Source organism: Micromonospora orduensis (assembly GCF_006228125.1).
GTDB classification, from domain to species: domain Bacteria; phylum Actinomycetota; class Actinomycetes; order Mycobacteriales; family Micromonosporaceae; genus Micromonospora; species Micromonospora orduensis.
In genome coordinates this window covers 1-12487 of sequence record NZ_VDFY01000272.1, presented here as the reverse complement: position 1 = coordinate 12487, position 12487 = coordinate 1, and the positions used below count along the sequence as shown (strand labels likewise).

General features: G+C 72.5%; 14 protein-coding genes and 2 pseudogenes. 7 read left to right on the top strand and 9 right to left on the bottom strand.

Annotated elements, in window-relative coordinates:
• The 3 genes and pseudogenes from FHG89_RS29710 to FHG89_RS29700 form a co-directional block, all read right to left on the bottom strand.
• Positions 1-475: pseudogene (locus tag FHG89_RS29710) on the bottom strand (hypothetical protein); the annotation flags it as partial.
• Positions 476-481: 6 nt separating this feature from the next.
• Positions 482-742: a hypothetical protein gene (locus FHG89_RS29705; RefSeq protein ID WP_139587705.1), complete on the bottom strand. Its 261-nt coding sequence runs from the start codon at positions 740-742 to the stop codon at positions 482-484.
• 152 nt (positions 743-894) lie between these two features.
• The gene (locus FHG89_RS29700) at positions 895-1275 is read right to left on the bottom strand and encodes an NYN domain-containing protein (protein WP_139587704.1); all 381 of its coding nucleotides are present in this window, start codon (positions 1273-1275) and stop codon (positions 895-897) included.
• A gap of 138 nt (positions 1276-1413) precedes the next feature.
• Between FHG89_RS29700 and FHG89_RS29695 the strand changes: the two genes are divergently transcribed.
• The 3 genes from FHG89_RS29695 to FHG89_RS29685 are packed head-to-tail and all read left to right on the top strand — an operon-like array spanning position 1414 to position 4525.
• A complete protein-coding gene (locus FHG89_RS29695) occupies positions 1414-3969 on the top strand; it encodes an ATP-dependent Clp protease ATP-binding subunit (RefSeq protein ID WP_139587703.1) in 2556 nt (851 codons plus the stop codon).
• Positions 3966-4175 (top strand): hypothetical protein, encoded by a 210-nt coding sequence (locus tag FHG89_RS29690; RefSeq protein ID WP_139587702.1) that lies wholly within the window; start codon positions 3966-3968, stop codon positions 4173-4175. The genes FHG89_RS29695 and FHG89_RS29690 overlap by 4 nt, the downstream gene beginning before the upstream one ends.
• Complete coding sequence (locus tag FHG89_RS29685; RefSeq protein WP_139587701.1) at positions 4175-4525, top strand: DUF3140 domain-containing protein; 351 nt, start codon at positions 4175-4177, stop codon at positions 4523-4525. Before FHG89_RS29690 ends, FHG89_RS29685 begins: the two co-directional genes overlap by 1 nt.
• 57 nt (positions 4526-4582) lie before the next feature.
• On the opposite strand, the gene FHG89_RS29680 is transcribed toward FHG89_RS29685, so the two are convergent.
• The 3 genes from FHG89_RS29680 to FHG89_RS29670 form a co-directional block, all read right to left on the bottom strand.
• Complete coding sequence (locus tag FHG89_RS29680; RefSeq protein WP_139587700.1) at positions 4583-4828, bottom strand: hypothetical protein; 246 nt, start codon at positions 4826-4828, stop codon at positions 4583-4585.
• Between the two features lie 68 nt (positions 4829-4896).
• A complete protein-coding gene (locus FHG89_RS29675; protein WP_139587699.1) occupies positions 4897-5868 on the bottom strand; it encodes a LysR family transcriptional regulator in 972 nt (323 codons plus the stop codon).
• Positions 5869-5954: 86 nt separating this feature from the next.
• Positions 5955-6557, bottom strand: coding sequence for a hemerythrin domain-containing protein (locus tag FHG89_RS29670; protein ID WP_139587698.1), 603 nt, complete (start codon positions 6555-6557; stop codon positions 5955-5957).
• 162 nt (positions 6558-6719) lie between these two features.
• Between FHG89_RS29670 and FHG89_RS29665 the strand changes: the two genes are divergently transcribed.
• Complete coding sequence (locus FHG89_RS29665; protein ID WP_139587697.1) at positions 6720-8027, top strand: M20/M25/M40 family metallo-hydrolase; 1308 nt, start codon at positions 6720-6722, stop codon at positions 8025-8027.
• A 58-nt stretch (positions 8028-8085) separates the two neighbouring features.
• Positions 8086-8748, top strand: a complete 663-nt coding sequence (locus tag FHG89_RS29660) for a hypothetical protein (RefSeq protein WP_139587696.1) — start codon at positions 8086-8088, stop codon at positions 8746-8748.
• Positions 8749-8794: 46 nt separating this feature from the next.
• On the opposite strand, the gene FHG89_RS29655 is transcribed toward FHG89_RS29660, so the two are convergent.
• Complete coding sequence (locus FHG89_RS29655) at positions 8795-8986, bottom strand: DUF5703 family protein (protein ID WP_053655860.1); 192 nt, start codon at positions 8984-8986, stop codon at positions 8795-8797.
• A 71-nt stretch (positions 8987-9057) separates the two neighbouring features.
• Entirely contained in the window at positions 9058-10029 is a 972-nt protein-coding gene (locus FHG89_RS29650; RefSeq protein ID WP_139587695.1) for an aldo/keto reductase, read from the bottom strand.
• Between the two features lie 186 nt (positions 10030-10215).
• On the opposite strand from FHG89_RS29650, the gene FHG89_RS29645 reads away from it, so the two are divergent.
• Together FHG89_RS29645 and FHG89_RS29640 are read left to right on the top strand one after the other, a co-directional pair.
• On the top strand, positions 10216-11268 hold the full coding sequence (locus FHG89_RS29645; protein WP_139587694.1) for an LLM class F420-dependent oxidoreductase: 1053 nt from the start codon (positions 10216-10218) through the stop codon (positions 11266-11268).
• Complete coding sequence (locus FHG89_RS29640; protein ID WP_139587693.1) at positions 11265-12101, top strand: undecaprenyl-diphosphate phosphatase; 837 nt, start codon at positions 11265-11267, stop codon at positions 12099-12101. The genes FHG89_RS29645 and FHG89_RS29640 overlap by 4 nt, the downstream gene beginning before the upstream one ends.
• 99 nt (positions 12102-12200) lie before the next feature.
• On the opposite strand, the pseudogene FHG89_RS29635 reads toward FHG89_RS29640, so the two are convergent.
• Positions 12201-12487: pseudogene (locus FHG89_RS29635) on the bottom strand (hypothetical protein); the annotation flags it as partial.

Sequence of the window (12487 nt, the reverse complement as noted above, 5' to 3'; positions counted from 1 at the left end):
CGACGACCCGGCGGAGCAGCTGCCGCGGGGCGTCCAACCGCTCGTCGGGTGCGTCGTCGGCGCCCTCGCGCCCACCGGTCAGCTCCGCCACCCGCACCGACCACCAGCGGCGCATCCGGGCCTGCTGGGCCGGCTCCGGCGGCACGGCTGTCGGCCCGGCCTCCGGCGGCGTGTCGTGTCGGGGAGCGCGCTGCTCGGGGCGGGGCGGGGGAGCGCCGTCCCCGGCCAGGCCGATCGCGGCCAGGTACGCCGAGAGCTGCTCCTGGGCCACCCGCAGCGCGTACCCGGCGCTCTCGGCGTGCTCGGTGGCGGCGGACAGCTCCGGCACCCCCATCGGGTTCGCCGACTCCTGGCGTACCCAGCGCAGGCGCTCCGCGGCCAGGCCGAACTTCTCCAGCGCCTGCCCGAGCAGGGCCACCGGGAACTCCTCGCTGGCGGCGCGGACCTGCCCACCGACATCCTCGATGATGGACATCGCGGCCTACAGGGTGGCGACGTAGAGCTGCGCCTGCTCCACCGCGACAAGTGTCGCGGCGAGACAGTCCTCCAGCTCCTGGCTGGCCTGGGTCAGCGACGCCTGGGCCGCCTCGACTGTCTCGTGCCCGCTGCCCTCCAGCGCGCCGGCCAGGGTCTGCTGCGCCTCGGCCAGTTTCTCGCCGGCCGCCTGCACGGCTGTCTGCCCGTCCCCGATCTGTTGGAGGGCGACATCGATGGCAGCCTTCAGCTCGGCGACGCTCGCCACGGCGGAACCTCCTGGGGGCGGGGAGATCTCCATTAGAGCCTATCGGCGTCCCGGAAAGAACATCCGCCCTGTCGGTGTTCCTGCCCGCCTGTCCGGAAAACCCCCGGAAGCGCCGGGAGTCCGTTCTGCGGGAGTCCCAGTGCGAGAACTTCTCAACTATCGCGGAGCCAGCGCGGCCCGTACACCTCGGCGCCCAGGGCGGTGACCCGCTCGCGCAGTTCCCGGTCCGCGGTCACCACCAGCCGCCGGCGCTGCGGAGCGGCCGCGACCAGATCGACCACGCTGTCGTCGCCGGAGCCAGGAGCGGAGACCACCCGGACGCCGTCCGTGCCGGGCACGTCCCGCGCGGCGCCCTCGACCACCAGCACCACCTCGACGGGCGCGGGCAGCCGGGCCGGCAGGCCGACGGTCGCCACCGGGGCGAGGGAGTCGCGCAGCCGCGCGGCGGCCCCGGCGCGGTCCCGCCACCACCCGTTCGGGCGCGAGCCCACCACGTTGGCGCCGTCCACGATCAGCAGCGGGGTGTCATCCATGTCGCCAGCCTGCCACCACCGGGGCGGCACGGGCCGGACGCCACACCCGAACCGCCCGCGCGCCCCGTGCGGCGTTTGTCGGGCCCCGCGCCGGGTAGCCCCTGCCGACCGTGCCGCGCCCGACTGCGGAGGAGAGACATGATGGGACCCGGTGACCTCGGCTCCGACCCGTGGGACGAATTCCTGGCCCGGTACTTCGGCCGGGGTGAGGGAGGACGCCGACCGCCGCACCGGGTCGACATCACCCGCCTGATGACGGCCGACGCCCGGGAGATGCTGGCCGACGCGGCCCGCCGAGCGGCGCAACGGCACAGCAGCGACCTGGACACCGACCACCTGCTCTGGGCGGCACTGCAACGCGAACCCCTGCGGGACCTGGTCCGGCGGGCCGGCGCCGACCCGGACACCCTGCTCAACGCGCTCGGCGGCAAGGGCGACGGCGCGCCGCGCGGCGAGGTGCCACCCAACCTGTCGTTGACCCCGGCGGCCAAGCGGGCGCTGCTCGACGCCCACCAGCTGTCCCGGGCGATGGGCGCCAACTACATCGGCCCCGAGCACATCCTCATGGCGTTGCCGCTCAACCCTGAGTCGCCGGCCGGCCGGATGCTGGCAGCCGGCCGGATCCAACCCGAGTCGTTGCAGGCCGCCAACGCCGAGCGCGGGCCGATGACCGGGCCGAAGCCGGACCGCGGCACCCCCACCCTCGACCAGTACGGGCAGGACCTCACCGACCTGGCCCGCAACGACCAGATCGACCCGGTCATCGGGCGGGCCGACGAGATCGAGCAGGCCGTCGAGATCCTGTCCCGGCGCACCAAGAACAACCCGGTGCTGATCGGTGAGGCCGGCGTCGGCAAGACCGCCATCGTCGAAGGGCTTGCCGAGCGGATCTGCGACGGGGACGTGCCGCAGACCCTGCTCGGCAAGCGGGTCGTCCAACTGGACCTGGCCGGCCTGGTCGCCGGCACCCGTTACCGGGGCGACTTCGAGGAGCGGCTGAAGAAGGTGATCGACGAGATCCGGGCGCACCGGGACGAGCTGATCATCTTCATGGACGAGATCCACACCCTGGTCGGGGCGGGTGGCGCCGGCAGCGAGGGCGGGATGGACGCGTCCAACATGCTCAAACCGGCACTGGCCCGCGGTGAGCTGCGCGTCATCGGCGCCACGACCCTCGACGAGTACCGCAAGAGCATCGAGAAGGACGCCGCGCTGGCCCGGCGCTTCCAGCCGGTGCTGGTGCCCGAGCCCAGTGTCGACGACACGATCGCCATCCTGCGCGGGCTGCGCGACCGGTACGAGGCACACCACCAGGTGCGCTTCACCGACGAGGCGTTGGTCGCCGCCGCCGAGCTGTCCGACCGGTACGTCACCGACCGGTTCCTGCCGGACAAGGCCATCGACCTGATCGACCAGGCCGGCGCGCGGGTCCGGCTGCGCACCCGCACCCCGGCCTCCGACGTGCGGGAGCTGGAACAGGAGCTCGACGACGTACGCCGGGACAAGGAGCAGGCCGTCACCGACGAGCAGTACGAGCGCGCCTCGGCGCTGCGCGACCGGATCTCCGAGCTGGAGGAGGAGATGCGCCGCGCCAACGGCGACGACGGTGCTACCTCCCAGGTGCCCGAGGTGGGCCCGCAGGAGATCGCCGAGGTGGTCTCCCGGGCCACCGGCATCCCGGTCAGCCAGCTCACCGAGGAGGAACGCGACCGGCTGCTGCGCCTGGAAGGCCACCTGCACGAGAAGGTCGTCGGCCAGGACGACGCGGTCACCGCGGTCGCCGAGGCGGTCCGTCGCTCCCGCGCCGGGCTGGCCGACCCGGAGCGCCCGATGGGCAGCTTCCTGTTCCTCGGCCCGACCGGCGTCGGCAAGACCGAGCTGGCCCGCGCCCTGGCCGAGGCGTTGTTCGGCGAGGCGGACCGGATGGTGCGTGTCGACATGAGCGAGTTCCAGGAGCGGCACACGGTCAGCCGTCTCGTCGGCGCCCCACCCGGGTACGTCGGCTACGAGGAGGCCGGCCAGCTCACCGAGGCGGTGCGCCGCCGCCCGTACGCGGTGGTGCTGCTCGACGAGATCGAGAAGGCGCACCCGGACGTGTTCAACATCCTGCTCCAGGTGCTCGACGACGGGCGGCTCACCGACAGCCAGGGCCGCACGGTGAACTTCAAGAACACCGTACTGATCATGACGAGCAACCTCGGCTCCGAGCTGATCACCGGCGCCCAGCGGGCCGTCGGGTTCGGCACCGGAGACGTGGGCAGCGAGCAGGAGAACGACGAGCTGCGCGAACGGCTGATGCGCCGCCTCCAGGAGAACTTCCGCCCGGAGTTCCTCAACCGCATCGACGAGGTGATCATCTTCCGTCGGCTGGAGGCCGAGCAGCTGCGCGACATCACCGCGCTGCTGCTGGAGGAGACCCGCCGCCGGCTGCACGCCCAGGACATTCAGGTGGAGTTCACCACCGCCGGCATCGACTGGCTCGCCGAGCACGGCTACCAGCCGGAGTTCGGTGCTCGCCCGCTGCGCCGGGTGATCCAGCGCGAGGTCGACAACCGCCTGTCCCGGATGCTGCTGGAGTCGGCGATCTCACCCGGACAGAAGGTCATCGTGGACGCCCGCGACGGGGCGCTCACCTTCGACGTCACCGCGGGCGAGCGGGGGTACACCGCCGCCACGACGACACACCCGCGATGAGCGGGGAGCGACGAGGTGAGCCCGAGGAGCCGCACGAGGACGCGGACTCCGAGCAGGCCCGGGACGAGGACGACCATCCCGACCCGATCCTGGCGTCGCCCACCGCGAACCCCCGTCGGACGCGGGTGCCACCGGAGGGCCTGCACCCGAAGACCGACCAGGACGACCCGGAGACGTCCGACCGCCGCCCGCGAGAGGAGACCTGATGGTACGCGAAGCTCGGCTCGACCCCGAGGTGGAAGTGCTCTGGGAGGACTTCCACGCCGAGGTCAACGTCCCGTCGGAGCAGTTGCGCACGTGGCTGCTGACCCGGGGGTCCGGTGAGGAGTCGTTCGGGTCCAACCCGACCCTCGACCTGCCCCAGCCGGGCCGGGAGATCCTCAAGGTGCTCAACAAGCGCAAGGTCGACCTCACCCCGGAGGACATCGAGGTGATGCGGGAGGCGGTCGAGCGGATCCGGGAGCTGATGGACGCCAAGCCGCCGCGCGGCAACGCCGACGACACCTGGCGGCACTCCCTGCTCGACCTGGGCCACGACCCGCTCGTCGAACGCTGAACGGCGCCACACGCGGGCGGGGCCGTCCCGGACCGGGACGGCCCCGCCCGCGTCGTGCTACTGGCCCTGGTTGGGCTCCAGGCTGCCGATGGTCAGCCCCGCCGCGTCGGCCGCGGCGTCCCGGTCCCCACGGGTCTGGTCCTCGCGGCTGAGCAGATTGGCGTACTCGGTGACGTCGGCCGGGTCGGGCACCTCCGGCAGACGGCGCAGGAACGCCTCCACCTCGCGGGTGGCGGCGGTGTGCGCGGCGGCCGCCTGGCGCAGCAGTTCCCGGTCGTCGGCGGGCGGGTAGAGGTCGGTCATGTCCGCCAGTTACCCCGCCAACGGCCGTTCGCACCGCCGGCGGCGGATCATCACCCGCCCGGGTGGACTCACACGCCGCTGGGCTGGCGTACACCGAACCCCGGATTGCGCAACAGCCAGTCCAGGTAGGTCGGGTGCGGCGTCAGCGAGTCGGTGTACGCCGCCTTGGCCATCTGCAACACCAGCGGGGCGCTGCGGACGGCGGGGGAGTCCGGGTGCCAGCCCAGCAGCAGCCGCCACCGCAGCGGAACCCCGGCCAGCCGGCGGGTGACCAGCCCCGCCACCGGCCGGAACGTGGCCTGGCACAACGCCACCGCGACGCCCGCCTCCACCAGGTCGACGCAGCCGCGGATGTCGGTCTCGTACACCTTGCGGGGGGTGAAGCCGGCGCGGGCGCAGGCGGCGGCGAAGCAGTCGCTGAAACAGCCGTCACCCGGCGCCGCCACCCACTGCTCGTGACGCAGGTCGGCCAGGCGCACCTCGTCGTGCCCCGCGAGGGGGTGGGTCTCGGGCAGCAGCACCAGCACCGGGTCGACGGACACCTCCCGCCAGCTCAACCCGAACCCGGCCGACGGGCTGGCGTCCCCGCACACCCCCGCCAGCGCGAAGTCCAGCCGACCGCCCGCCACCAACTGCGCCAACTCGTCCACCGACCACGAGGCGTACGTGGTGATCTGGGCGGGTGGATGCTCGGCGGCCAGCCGGTGCACCAGACGGCCCAGGATCGGGCTGTTCACCCCGCCGAACCGGTAGCACGGCGGGGCGTCGCCGGAGCCGGCCAGCCGGGCCGCCTCGTCCTGCAACCCCTTCATGGCCGGCAGCAGCACCCGGGCGCGGGCCAGCACCAGCTCACCGAGCGCGGTGGGACGCGCGCCGCGCCGGTCCCGGTCGAACAGCGGACCGCCAAGTGTCCGTTCGATCCGCTGAAGCTGGGCGGTGAGCGCCGGCTGAGCCAGGCCGAGCGCCGACGCCGCCTTGGTCACGCTCCCCGTCTCCGCGATGGCGCAGACCACCCGCAGGTGACGCAACTCCAGGTTCATACGGTGACGGTAGGACCACGCCGCAGCCGGCGGAAGAGCCCGAAGGTATCGGTGAGATTGAATGCACAGGTGGCTGTCGCCGCCGGTCACCCGCGCGGCGGCTCCGGCAGGTCCGCCAGGTACGTCGGCCGCCGGGTCACCGCGTCGCGGACCTTGTCCACCACACCCACCGCCGGCTCGACGATGCGGTTCCACGGCGGGGTCGCCGGGGTGCCCGGGTGCGGCCGGGTCGGCGCCGCCTCCTCGGCGATCTCCAGCCGGTTGCCCAGCCGGATCAGCTCCTCCGCGGTGGCCACCTCGCGCAGCTCGGCGACCAGTGCGCCCACCCCCTCGACGTGCCGGCGCACCCGCGCGGCGACCTCGGTCAACGTCTCGTCCGACAGCCCCTTCAGGACGCCGAGCAGCGCCGCGTCGGCGTTGATCTCGGCGTCCACCCGCTCGCCCGCGTTCGACAGCGCGGCCCGCGCCGCCGGCAGCAGGTACTGCTCCTCCGCCGACAGGTGCCGCGACAGCGCGGCGGTGAGCACGGCCAGGCCCTCCTGCGGCGTGGTGTCCGGGCCGGTCAGCTGGTCCAGCAGCGCCAGCAGCTGCTGGTGCTCCCGGTCCACGATGTCGGCGATGCTGCGGCCACCGGGACGGTAGCCCTCCTCGGGCGCGGGCGGCAGCGGCGGCAGGGGAACGGCGGACATGGTGCCCTCCTCGACTGGCGGGCGGAAGCTCCGGCAGGGGACGTACGGTCGACCGCGGCGATACCCGGACGCGCTCCCGGCGAAACCGGACCCGTCGATGCGTCCACCCCGCGCCGCCGGTGCGCCGGCCCGTCGGCCAGCTCGGGCTGGTATGAAGAGGCGATGACGAGCGAACCCACCGCGGAGGTCGTGGACCTCTGCCGCGACCTGCTGCGTATCGACACCACCAACACGGGGGACAACGACACCAGCGTCGGCGAGCGCCGCGCCGCCGAGTACGTGGCGGAGAAGCTCGCCGAGGTGGGCGTCGAATCCGTCCTGCACGAGTCCGCCCCGGGCCGGGCGAACGTCGTGGCCCGCATCCCCGGCGCCGATCCGAGCCGGGGCGCGCTGCTGGTGCACGGCCACCTGGACGTGGTGCCCGCCGACGCCGACGAGTGGTCGGTGCACCCCTTCTCCGGCGAGGTGCGCGACGGCTACCTGTGGGGTCGCGGCGCCATCGACATGAAGGACTTCGACGCCATGGTGCTCGCCGTGGTGCGGCACTGGCAGCGCACCGGCGTGCGACCCCCGCGCGACATCGTGCTCGCGTACACCGCCGACGAGGAGGCGGGCAGCGACTACGGCGCGCGGTTCCTGGTGGAGAACCACCGTGACCTCTTCGACGGCTGCACCGAGGCGATCGGGGAGGTCGGCGGCTTCTCCTACTCGGTGAACGACAGCCAGCGGCTCTACCTCATCGAGACCGCCGAGAAGGGCATCGACTGGCTGCGGCTGCACGCCAAGGGCCGCCCCGGGCACGGCTCGATGGTGCACGACGACAACGCCGTGACCGCGCTCGCCGAGGCGGTCGCCCGGATCGGTCGGCACCGCTTCCCGGTCGTGGTCACCGACACCGTCCGGGCGTTCCTGGAGGAGGTGTCCGACCTGCTCGGCATCGAGCTGGACCCGAACGACCCGGAAACGGCAATCGCCAAGCTCGGCCCGATCGCCAACATCATCGGCGCGACCATCCGCAACACGGCCAACCCGACCCGGCTCAGCGCCGGCTACAAGGACAACGTCATCCCTGGCCGGGCCACCGCCACCATCGACTGCCGCAGCCTGCCCGGCCAGTCCGAGCTGCTGGAACGGCAGCTGCGCGAGCTGGTCGGCCCGGACATCGCCATCGAGTACGTCCAGCGGCAGCCGGCCCTGGAGACCACCTTCGACGGCGACCTGGTCGAGGCCATGTCGGCGGCGCTGCGGGCCGAGGACCCGGGCGCGCGTCCCGTACCGTACATGCTCTCCGGCGGCACCGACGCCAAGGCTTTCTCGCAGCTCGGCATCCGCTGCTTCGGGTTCGCCCCGCTGCGGCTGCCCGCCGATCTGAACTTCTCCGCGTTGTTCCATGGCATCGACGAGCGCGTTCCGGTCGACGGACTACAGTTCGGCGTGCGGGTTCTCGACCGGTTCCTCCGCACCTGCTAGCCGTGTCCGGTAGCTGCACCCGGCGCGTTACCTCCCCATCGTGAAGGGACTGCCCCACATGACCGACCAGCACGGTGAGCTGGACGCCGCTCTCGAGCGGGTGATCGAAGCGGCCCGTCACCACCTGGCCGCCGTACGTGCCGCGCAGGGCCGCGTCGACGACGACGACGTCTGGCAGGCGTACGTGGCGTTGAACAACGCCTCCTTCGCGTACGACGAGCGTCTGCTCGACGCGTTCGGCGAGGTGACGCCGTGGGACGTCGACTCGATCGACCCGGACGAGGCCGACGAGCGTTTCGGCGGCGGCGAGGGAGCCGAGGCCAGCGACCCGCACCCGCGTGTCATCTCGGTACGCCAGCGCCGCGACTACCGGGTGCCGAGCGTCTCGGCGCTGCTGCGGGTCGCCGAGGCGGCCCGCCGCGAGGGCACCCCGGAGGACGACGAGCCGGCGCCGGTGGAGGGTGTCGGCGAGGCGGTGCTGGAGCTGCTGCAGAGCGGCGACGGCTCGCTCGGCGCGCTTGACGTCCCCGAGCTGGAGCCCCTCGACGGGGTGGTCATGGTCAGCGAGGTGGGCACCCCCGTCGACCTGGAGTCGTTCGACGACGACGACGCGGCCGGCCCGTTCCAGCCGGCGGCCGACGACCGGCTGGTCGGGCGGCTCGACGAGCACCCGTTCCTGGAGCTCGACGACGACCACGACCACGCCGGGCACCAGCACTAGGCCGTGTGTCGCCCGGGGCTCACGCGAGCCCCGGGCGGCCGGCCCCTCAGTACGACAGGCCCGGCTGCGGCTGGTTGACCCGTCGACGGCGCAGCACCACCTGGCGCGTGCCGTCGCGGAACAGCCGTACCCGGGCCAACTCCCATCCGGAGAACTCCGCCTGGATCGCCAACTGCGCCGCGGCGGTCAACCGGTCGACGTTCGGCGGCAGCCGCAGCGGCGCGTACTCGTAGTCCATGCCACCCATGCTGCCCAGCCCAGCGGCCGTTCGCCACCCCTTGCGGGGTGACCGACGCCGCTACCGGCGGGTCAGCTGTCGCGCTCCGGGTAGCCCACCGGCACGGCGGAGACGTCGTCCAACGCGGTGATGATCTCCTCGGGCAGGGTGATCCGTTCCACCTGGAGCGCGCCGAGCAGCTGCCCCACCGTCCGGGCGCCGAGGATCGGCGCGGTCACGCCCGGCCGGTCCCGGATCCACGCCAGCGCCACCTCCAGTGGCGACACGCCGAGCCCGCCGGCCGCGGTCGCCACCGCCTCGACGATGCTGGAGCAGCGCGGTTCCAGGTACGTCGCCACGAACCGCTCGAAGTGCGGCGAGGCGGCCCGCGAGTCCGCGGGCCGGCCGTGCCGGTACTTGCCGGTGAGCACTCCCCGGCCCAGGGGCGACCAGGGCAGCACGCCGAGGCCGAGCGCGTCGCACGCGGGCAGCACCTCCCGCTCCACGCCCCGCTCCAGCAGCGAGTACTCCACCTGGGCGGCCACCACCGGTGCCCGGCCGGGCCAGGCGGTCTGCCAGGCGGCGGCCCGCGCGGTTTGCCAGCCGGAGAAGTTCGACACCCCGACGTAGCGGACCTTGCCGCTGGCCACGGCGTGGTCCAGGGCGGCCAGGGTCTCTTCGAGCGGGGTGTCCGGGTCGTACCCGTGCACCTGGAACAGGTCGACGTGGTCGGTGCCGAGTCGGCGCAGCGACGCGTCCAGGGTCCGCAGCAGGTGCCCTCGGGAGCCGTCCCGGCGCCGGCCGCTGCCCGGGCGCAACCCGGCCTTGGTGGCGATCAACAGCTCCTCGCGGGGGACGAGGGAGCCCAGCAGCGAGCCGATCACCGACTCGGCGTCACCGTCGCCGTACACGTCGGCGGTGTCGATCAGGTTGCCGCCCGCGTCCAGGTAACTCTTCAGCTGGGCGGCCGCGTCGTCGGCGTCGGTGTCCCGACCCCAGGTCATGGTGCCGAGCGCGAGCCGGGAAACCGCCAGCCCGCTTCGGCCGAGCGGTCGCTGTTGCATGGGTGAACCTTATTTCGAACCCGCCGCCACGGATATCCTCGCTCCCGTATCTCTGCCGGTTCTGCCGGTTCCGCCGTCCTGGGCTGCCCCGATGGAGGGGGGATCACAGGTGTCGAGCCGGTGATCGGGTCCGTTACCGGCATTGCGTAACCTGGTGCGACCTGTGCCACGGATGGGGGAGGACCAGTGCGACTCGGGCTCAGCCTCGGATACCAGACAGCGTGGAGCACGCCGGCCGATCACCTGGCGCTGGCCCAGGAGGCGGACCGGCTCGGCTATTCGGTGGTGTGGGCGGCGGAGGCCTACGGCTCCGACTCGCCAAGCATGCTCGCCTGGATGGCCGGCCAGACCGAACGGATCGACGTCGGCGCGGCGGTGATGCAGATCCCCGCCCGTACGCCGGCTGCCACGGCGATGACCGCGGCCACCATCGACGCGCTCTCCGGCGGCCGGTTCCGGCTCGGCCTGGGGGTGTCCGGCCCGCAGGTCTCCGAGGGCTGGCACGGCGTGCGTTTCGCCAAGCCACTCGCCCGGACCCGCGAGTTCGTCGACATCGTCAAGCTCGCCATCGCCCGCAAGGAGGTGGCGTACGACGGCGAGCACTACACGTTGCCGCTGCCGGACGGCCCCGGTAAGGCGCTGCGGCTGGGCTTTCACCCGCCCCGCGAGCACATCCCGATCTACCTGGCCGCGGTGGGCCCGAAGAACCTGGAGCTGGCCGGCGAGATCGCCGACGGCTGGCTCGCCGTGTTCTACGCCCCGGAGTTCGCCGACGAGCAGCTCGCCTCGGTCGCCGCCGGGCGCGCGAAGGTCGGCAAGGAGCTGGCCGGCTTCGACGTGGTGCCGTCGGTGCCCGTGGTGATCGGCGATGACGTGGCGTCCTGCGCCGAACTGGTCCGCTGGTACGCCGCCCTCTACGTGGGTGGGATGGGCAGCCGGCAGCAGAACTTCTACAACCAGCTCGCCACCCGGATGGGCTACGGCGATGCCGCCCGCGAGGTGCAGGACCTGTACCTGGCCAAGCGGCAGCGCGACGCCGCGGCCGCCGTACCGATGGAGTTCATCGACCGCACCTCGCTGCTCGGCCCGAAGGAGCGCGTCGCCGAGCGGATGCGGGAGTACGCCGCGGCCGGCGTCACCACTCTGTCGGTGACCCTGTTCGTGGCCGACCGGGACAGTGGGATCCAGACCCTGCGGACGGTCGCCGAGGCTCTCGACCTCTCGGGAGTCGGCGAGTGACCTGGGTCGAGGCCATCGTCCTGGGCATCGTCCAGGGACTGACCGAGTTCCTTCCGGTCAGCTCGTCGGGGCACCTGCGGATCACCTCGGAGATCTTCTTCGACCGGGACGCCGGGGCGTCGTTCACGGCGGTCACTCAGCTCGGCACCGAGGCGGCCGTGTTGATCTACTTCGCCAAGGACATCTGGCGGATCACCCGGACCTGGTTGGTCGGCCTTCGGGACACGTCGGTCCGTTCCAGCCTCGACTACCGGATGGGCTGGTACGTGATCGTCGGCTCGATCCCGATCGGGCTGTTCGGTTTCGTGTTCAAGGACCAGATCAAGACGGCCGGGCGCAACCTGTGGGTGGTGGCGACCACCCTGATCGTGTTCGCGTTCGTGCTGGCGTTCGCCGAGTACTGGGGGCGGCAGACCCGTACGTTGGAGAACTTCCGGATGAAGGACGGCGTGGTGATGGGTTTCGCCCAGGCCATGGCGCTGATCCCCGGGGTGTCCCGTTCCGGTGGGACGCTCACCGCCGGCCTGCTGCTCAACCTGACCCGGGAGGCGGCGGCACGGTACTCGTTCCTGCTGGCCATCCCGGCGGTGGTGATGTCCGGCGTGTTCAGCCTCGGGGACGTCTTCGAGCCGTCCGCCCCGGGCACGTCGGCGCCGTCGGTGGCGCAGATGATCGTGGCGACGGCGATCGCCTTCGGCATCGGCTACGCGGCAATCGCGTGGCTGCTGCGCTACGTCGCCCACCACACCCTGTACGTCTTCGTGCTGTACCGGGTCGCGGTGGGCACCCTGGTCCTCGCCCTGCTGATGACGGGCACGATCAGCGCCACCTGATCGACCGATTCGGCGCAGGCGGGGGCCGTCCGCGTGCTGTGGACATGCCGCTGGCCGGCACCCCGTCGTGGGGGTGCCGGCCAGCGAATGTTTCATGGGTCAGCTGTTCCAGTGCTGGGCGACCAGGTCGGTGGCCTGCTGCTCCCACTGGGCGTACGCGTCCGGGTAGGCCGAGACCTGCACCGTCTGCGCGGCGTCGGTCAGCGGCATGTCCTGCCAGCCGTCGACCTGCTTCAGACCCTTGAGGAACGCCGTCGTCGAGTACTCCGGGTCGGTGATCTGCTCCGGCGTGCCCCAACCACTGGACGGGCGCTGCTGGAACAGGCCCAACGAGTCGTGGTCGTTGCGGTCGCCCAGGTGGCCGAGGTTCTCCAGCTTCGACTCCT

What these genes read in the sequence shown, in the direction of transcription:
- FHG89_RS29665 (WP_139587697.1), top strand. Translation starts at nt 6,720, where the DNA reads ATGACGAGCGAACCCACCGCGGAGGTCGTGGACCTCTGCCGCGACCTG.
- FHG89_RS29680 (WP_139587700.1), bottom strand. Translation starts at nt 4,828, where the DNA reads ATGACCGACCTCTACCCGCCCGCCGACGACCGGGAACTGCTGCGCCAG.
- FHG89_RS29685 (WP_139587701.1), top strand. Translation starts at nt 4,175, where the DNA reads ATGGTACGCGAAGCTCGGCTCGACCCCGAGGTGGAAGTGCTCTGGGAG.
- FHG89_RS29675 (WP_139587699.1), bottom strand. Translation starts at nt 5,868, where the DNA reads ATGAACCTGGAGTTGCGTCACCTGCGGGTGGTCTGCGCCATCGCGGAG.
- FHG89_RS29690 (WP_139587702.1), top strand. Translation starts at nt 3,966, where the DNA reads ATGAGCGGGGAGCGACGAGGTGAGCCCGAGGAGCCGCACGAGGACGCG.
- FHG89_RS29655 (WP_053655860.1), bottom strand. Translation starts at nt 8,986, where the DNA reads ATGGACTACGAGTACGCGCCGCTGCGGCTGCCGCCGAACGTCGACCGG.
- FHG89_RS29700 (WP_139587704.1), bottom strand. Translation starts at nt 1,275, where the DNA reads ATGGATGACACCCCGCTGCTGATCGTGGACGGCGCCAACGTGGTGGGC.
- FHG89_RS29660 (WP_139587696.1), top strand. Translation starts at nt 8,086, where the DNA reads ATGACCGACCAGCACGGTGAGCTGGACGCCGCTCTCGAGCGGGTGATC.
- FHG89_RS29650 (WP_139587695.1), bottom strand. Translation starts at nt 10,029, where the DNA reads ATGCAACAGCGACCGCTCGGCCGAAGCGGGCTGGCGGTTTCCCGGCTC.
- FHG89_RS29670 (WP_139587698.1), bottom strand. Translation starts at nt 6,557, where the DNA reads ATGTCCGCCGTTCCCCTGCCGCCGCTGCCGCCCGCGCCCGAGGAGGGC.
- FHG89_RS29695 (WP_139587703.1), top strand. Translation starts at nt 1,414, where the DNA reads ATGATGGGACCCGGTGACCTCGGCTCCGACCCGTGGGACGAATTCCTG.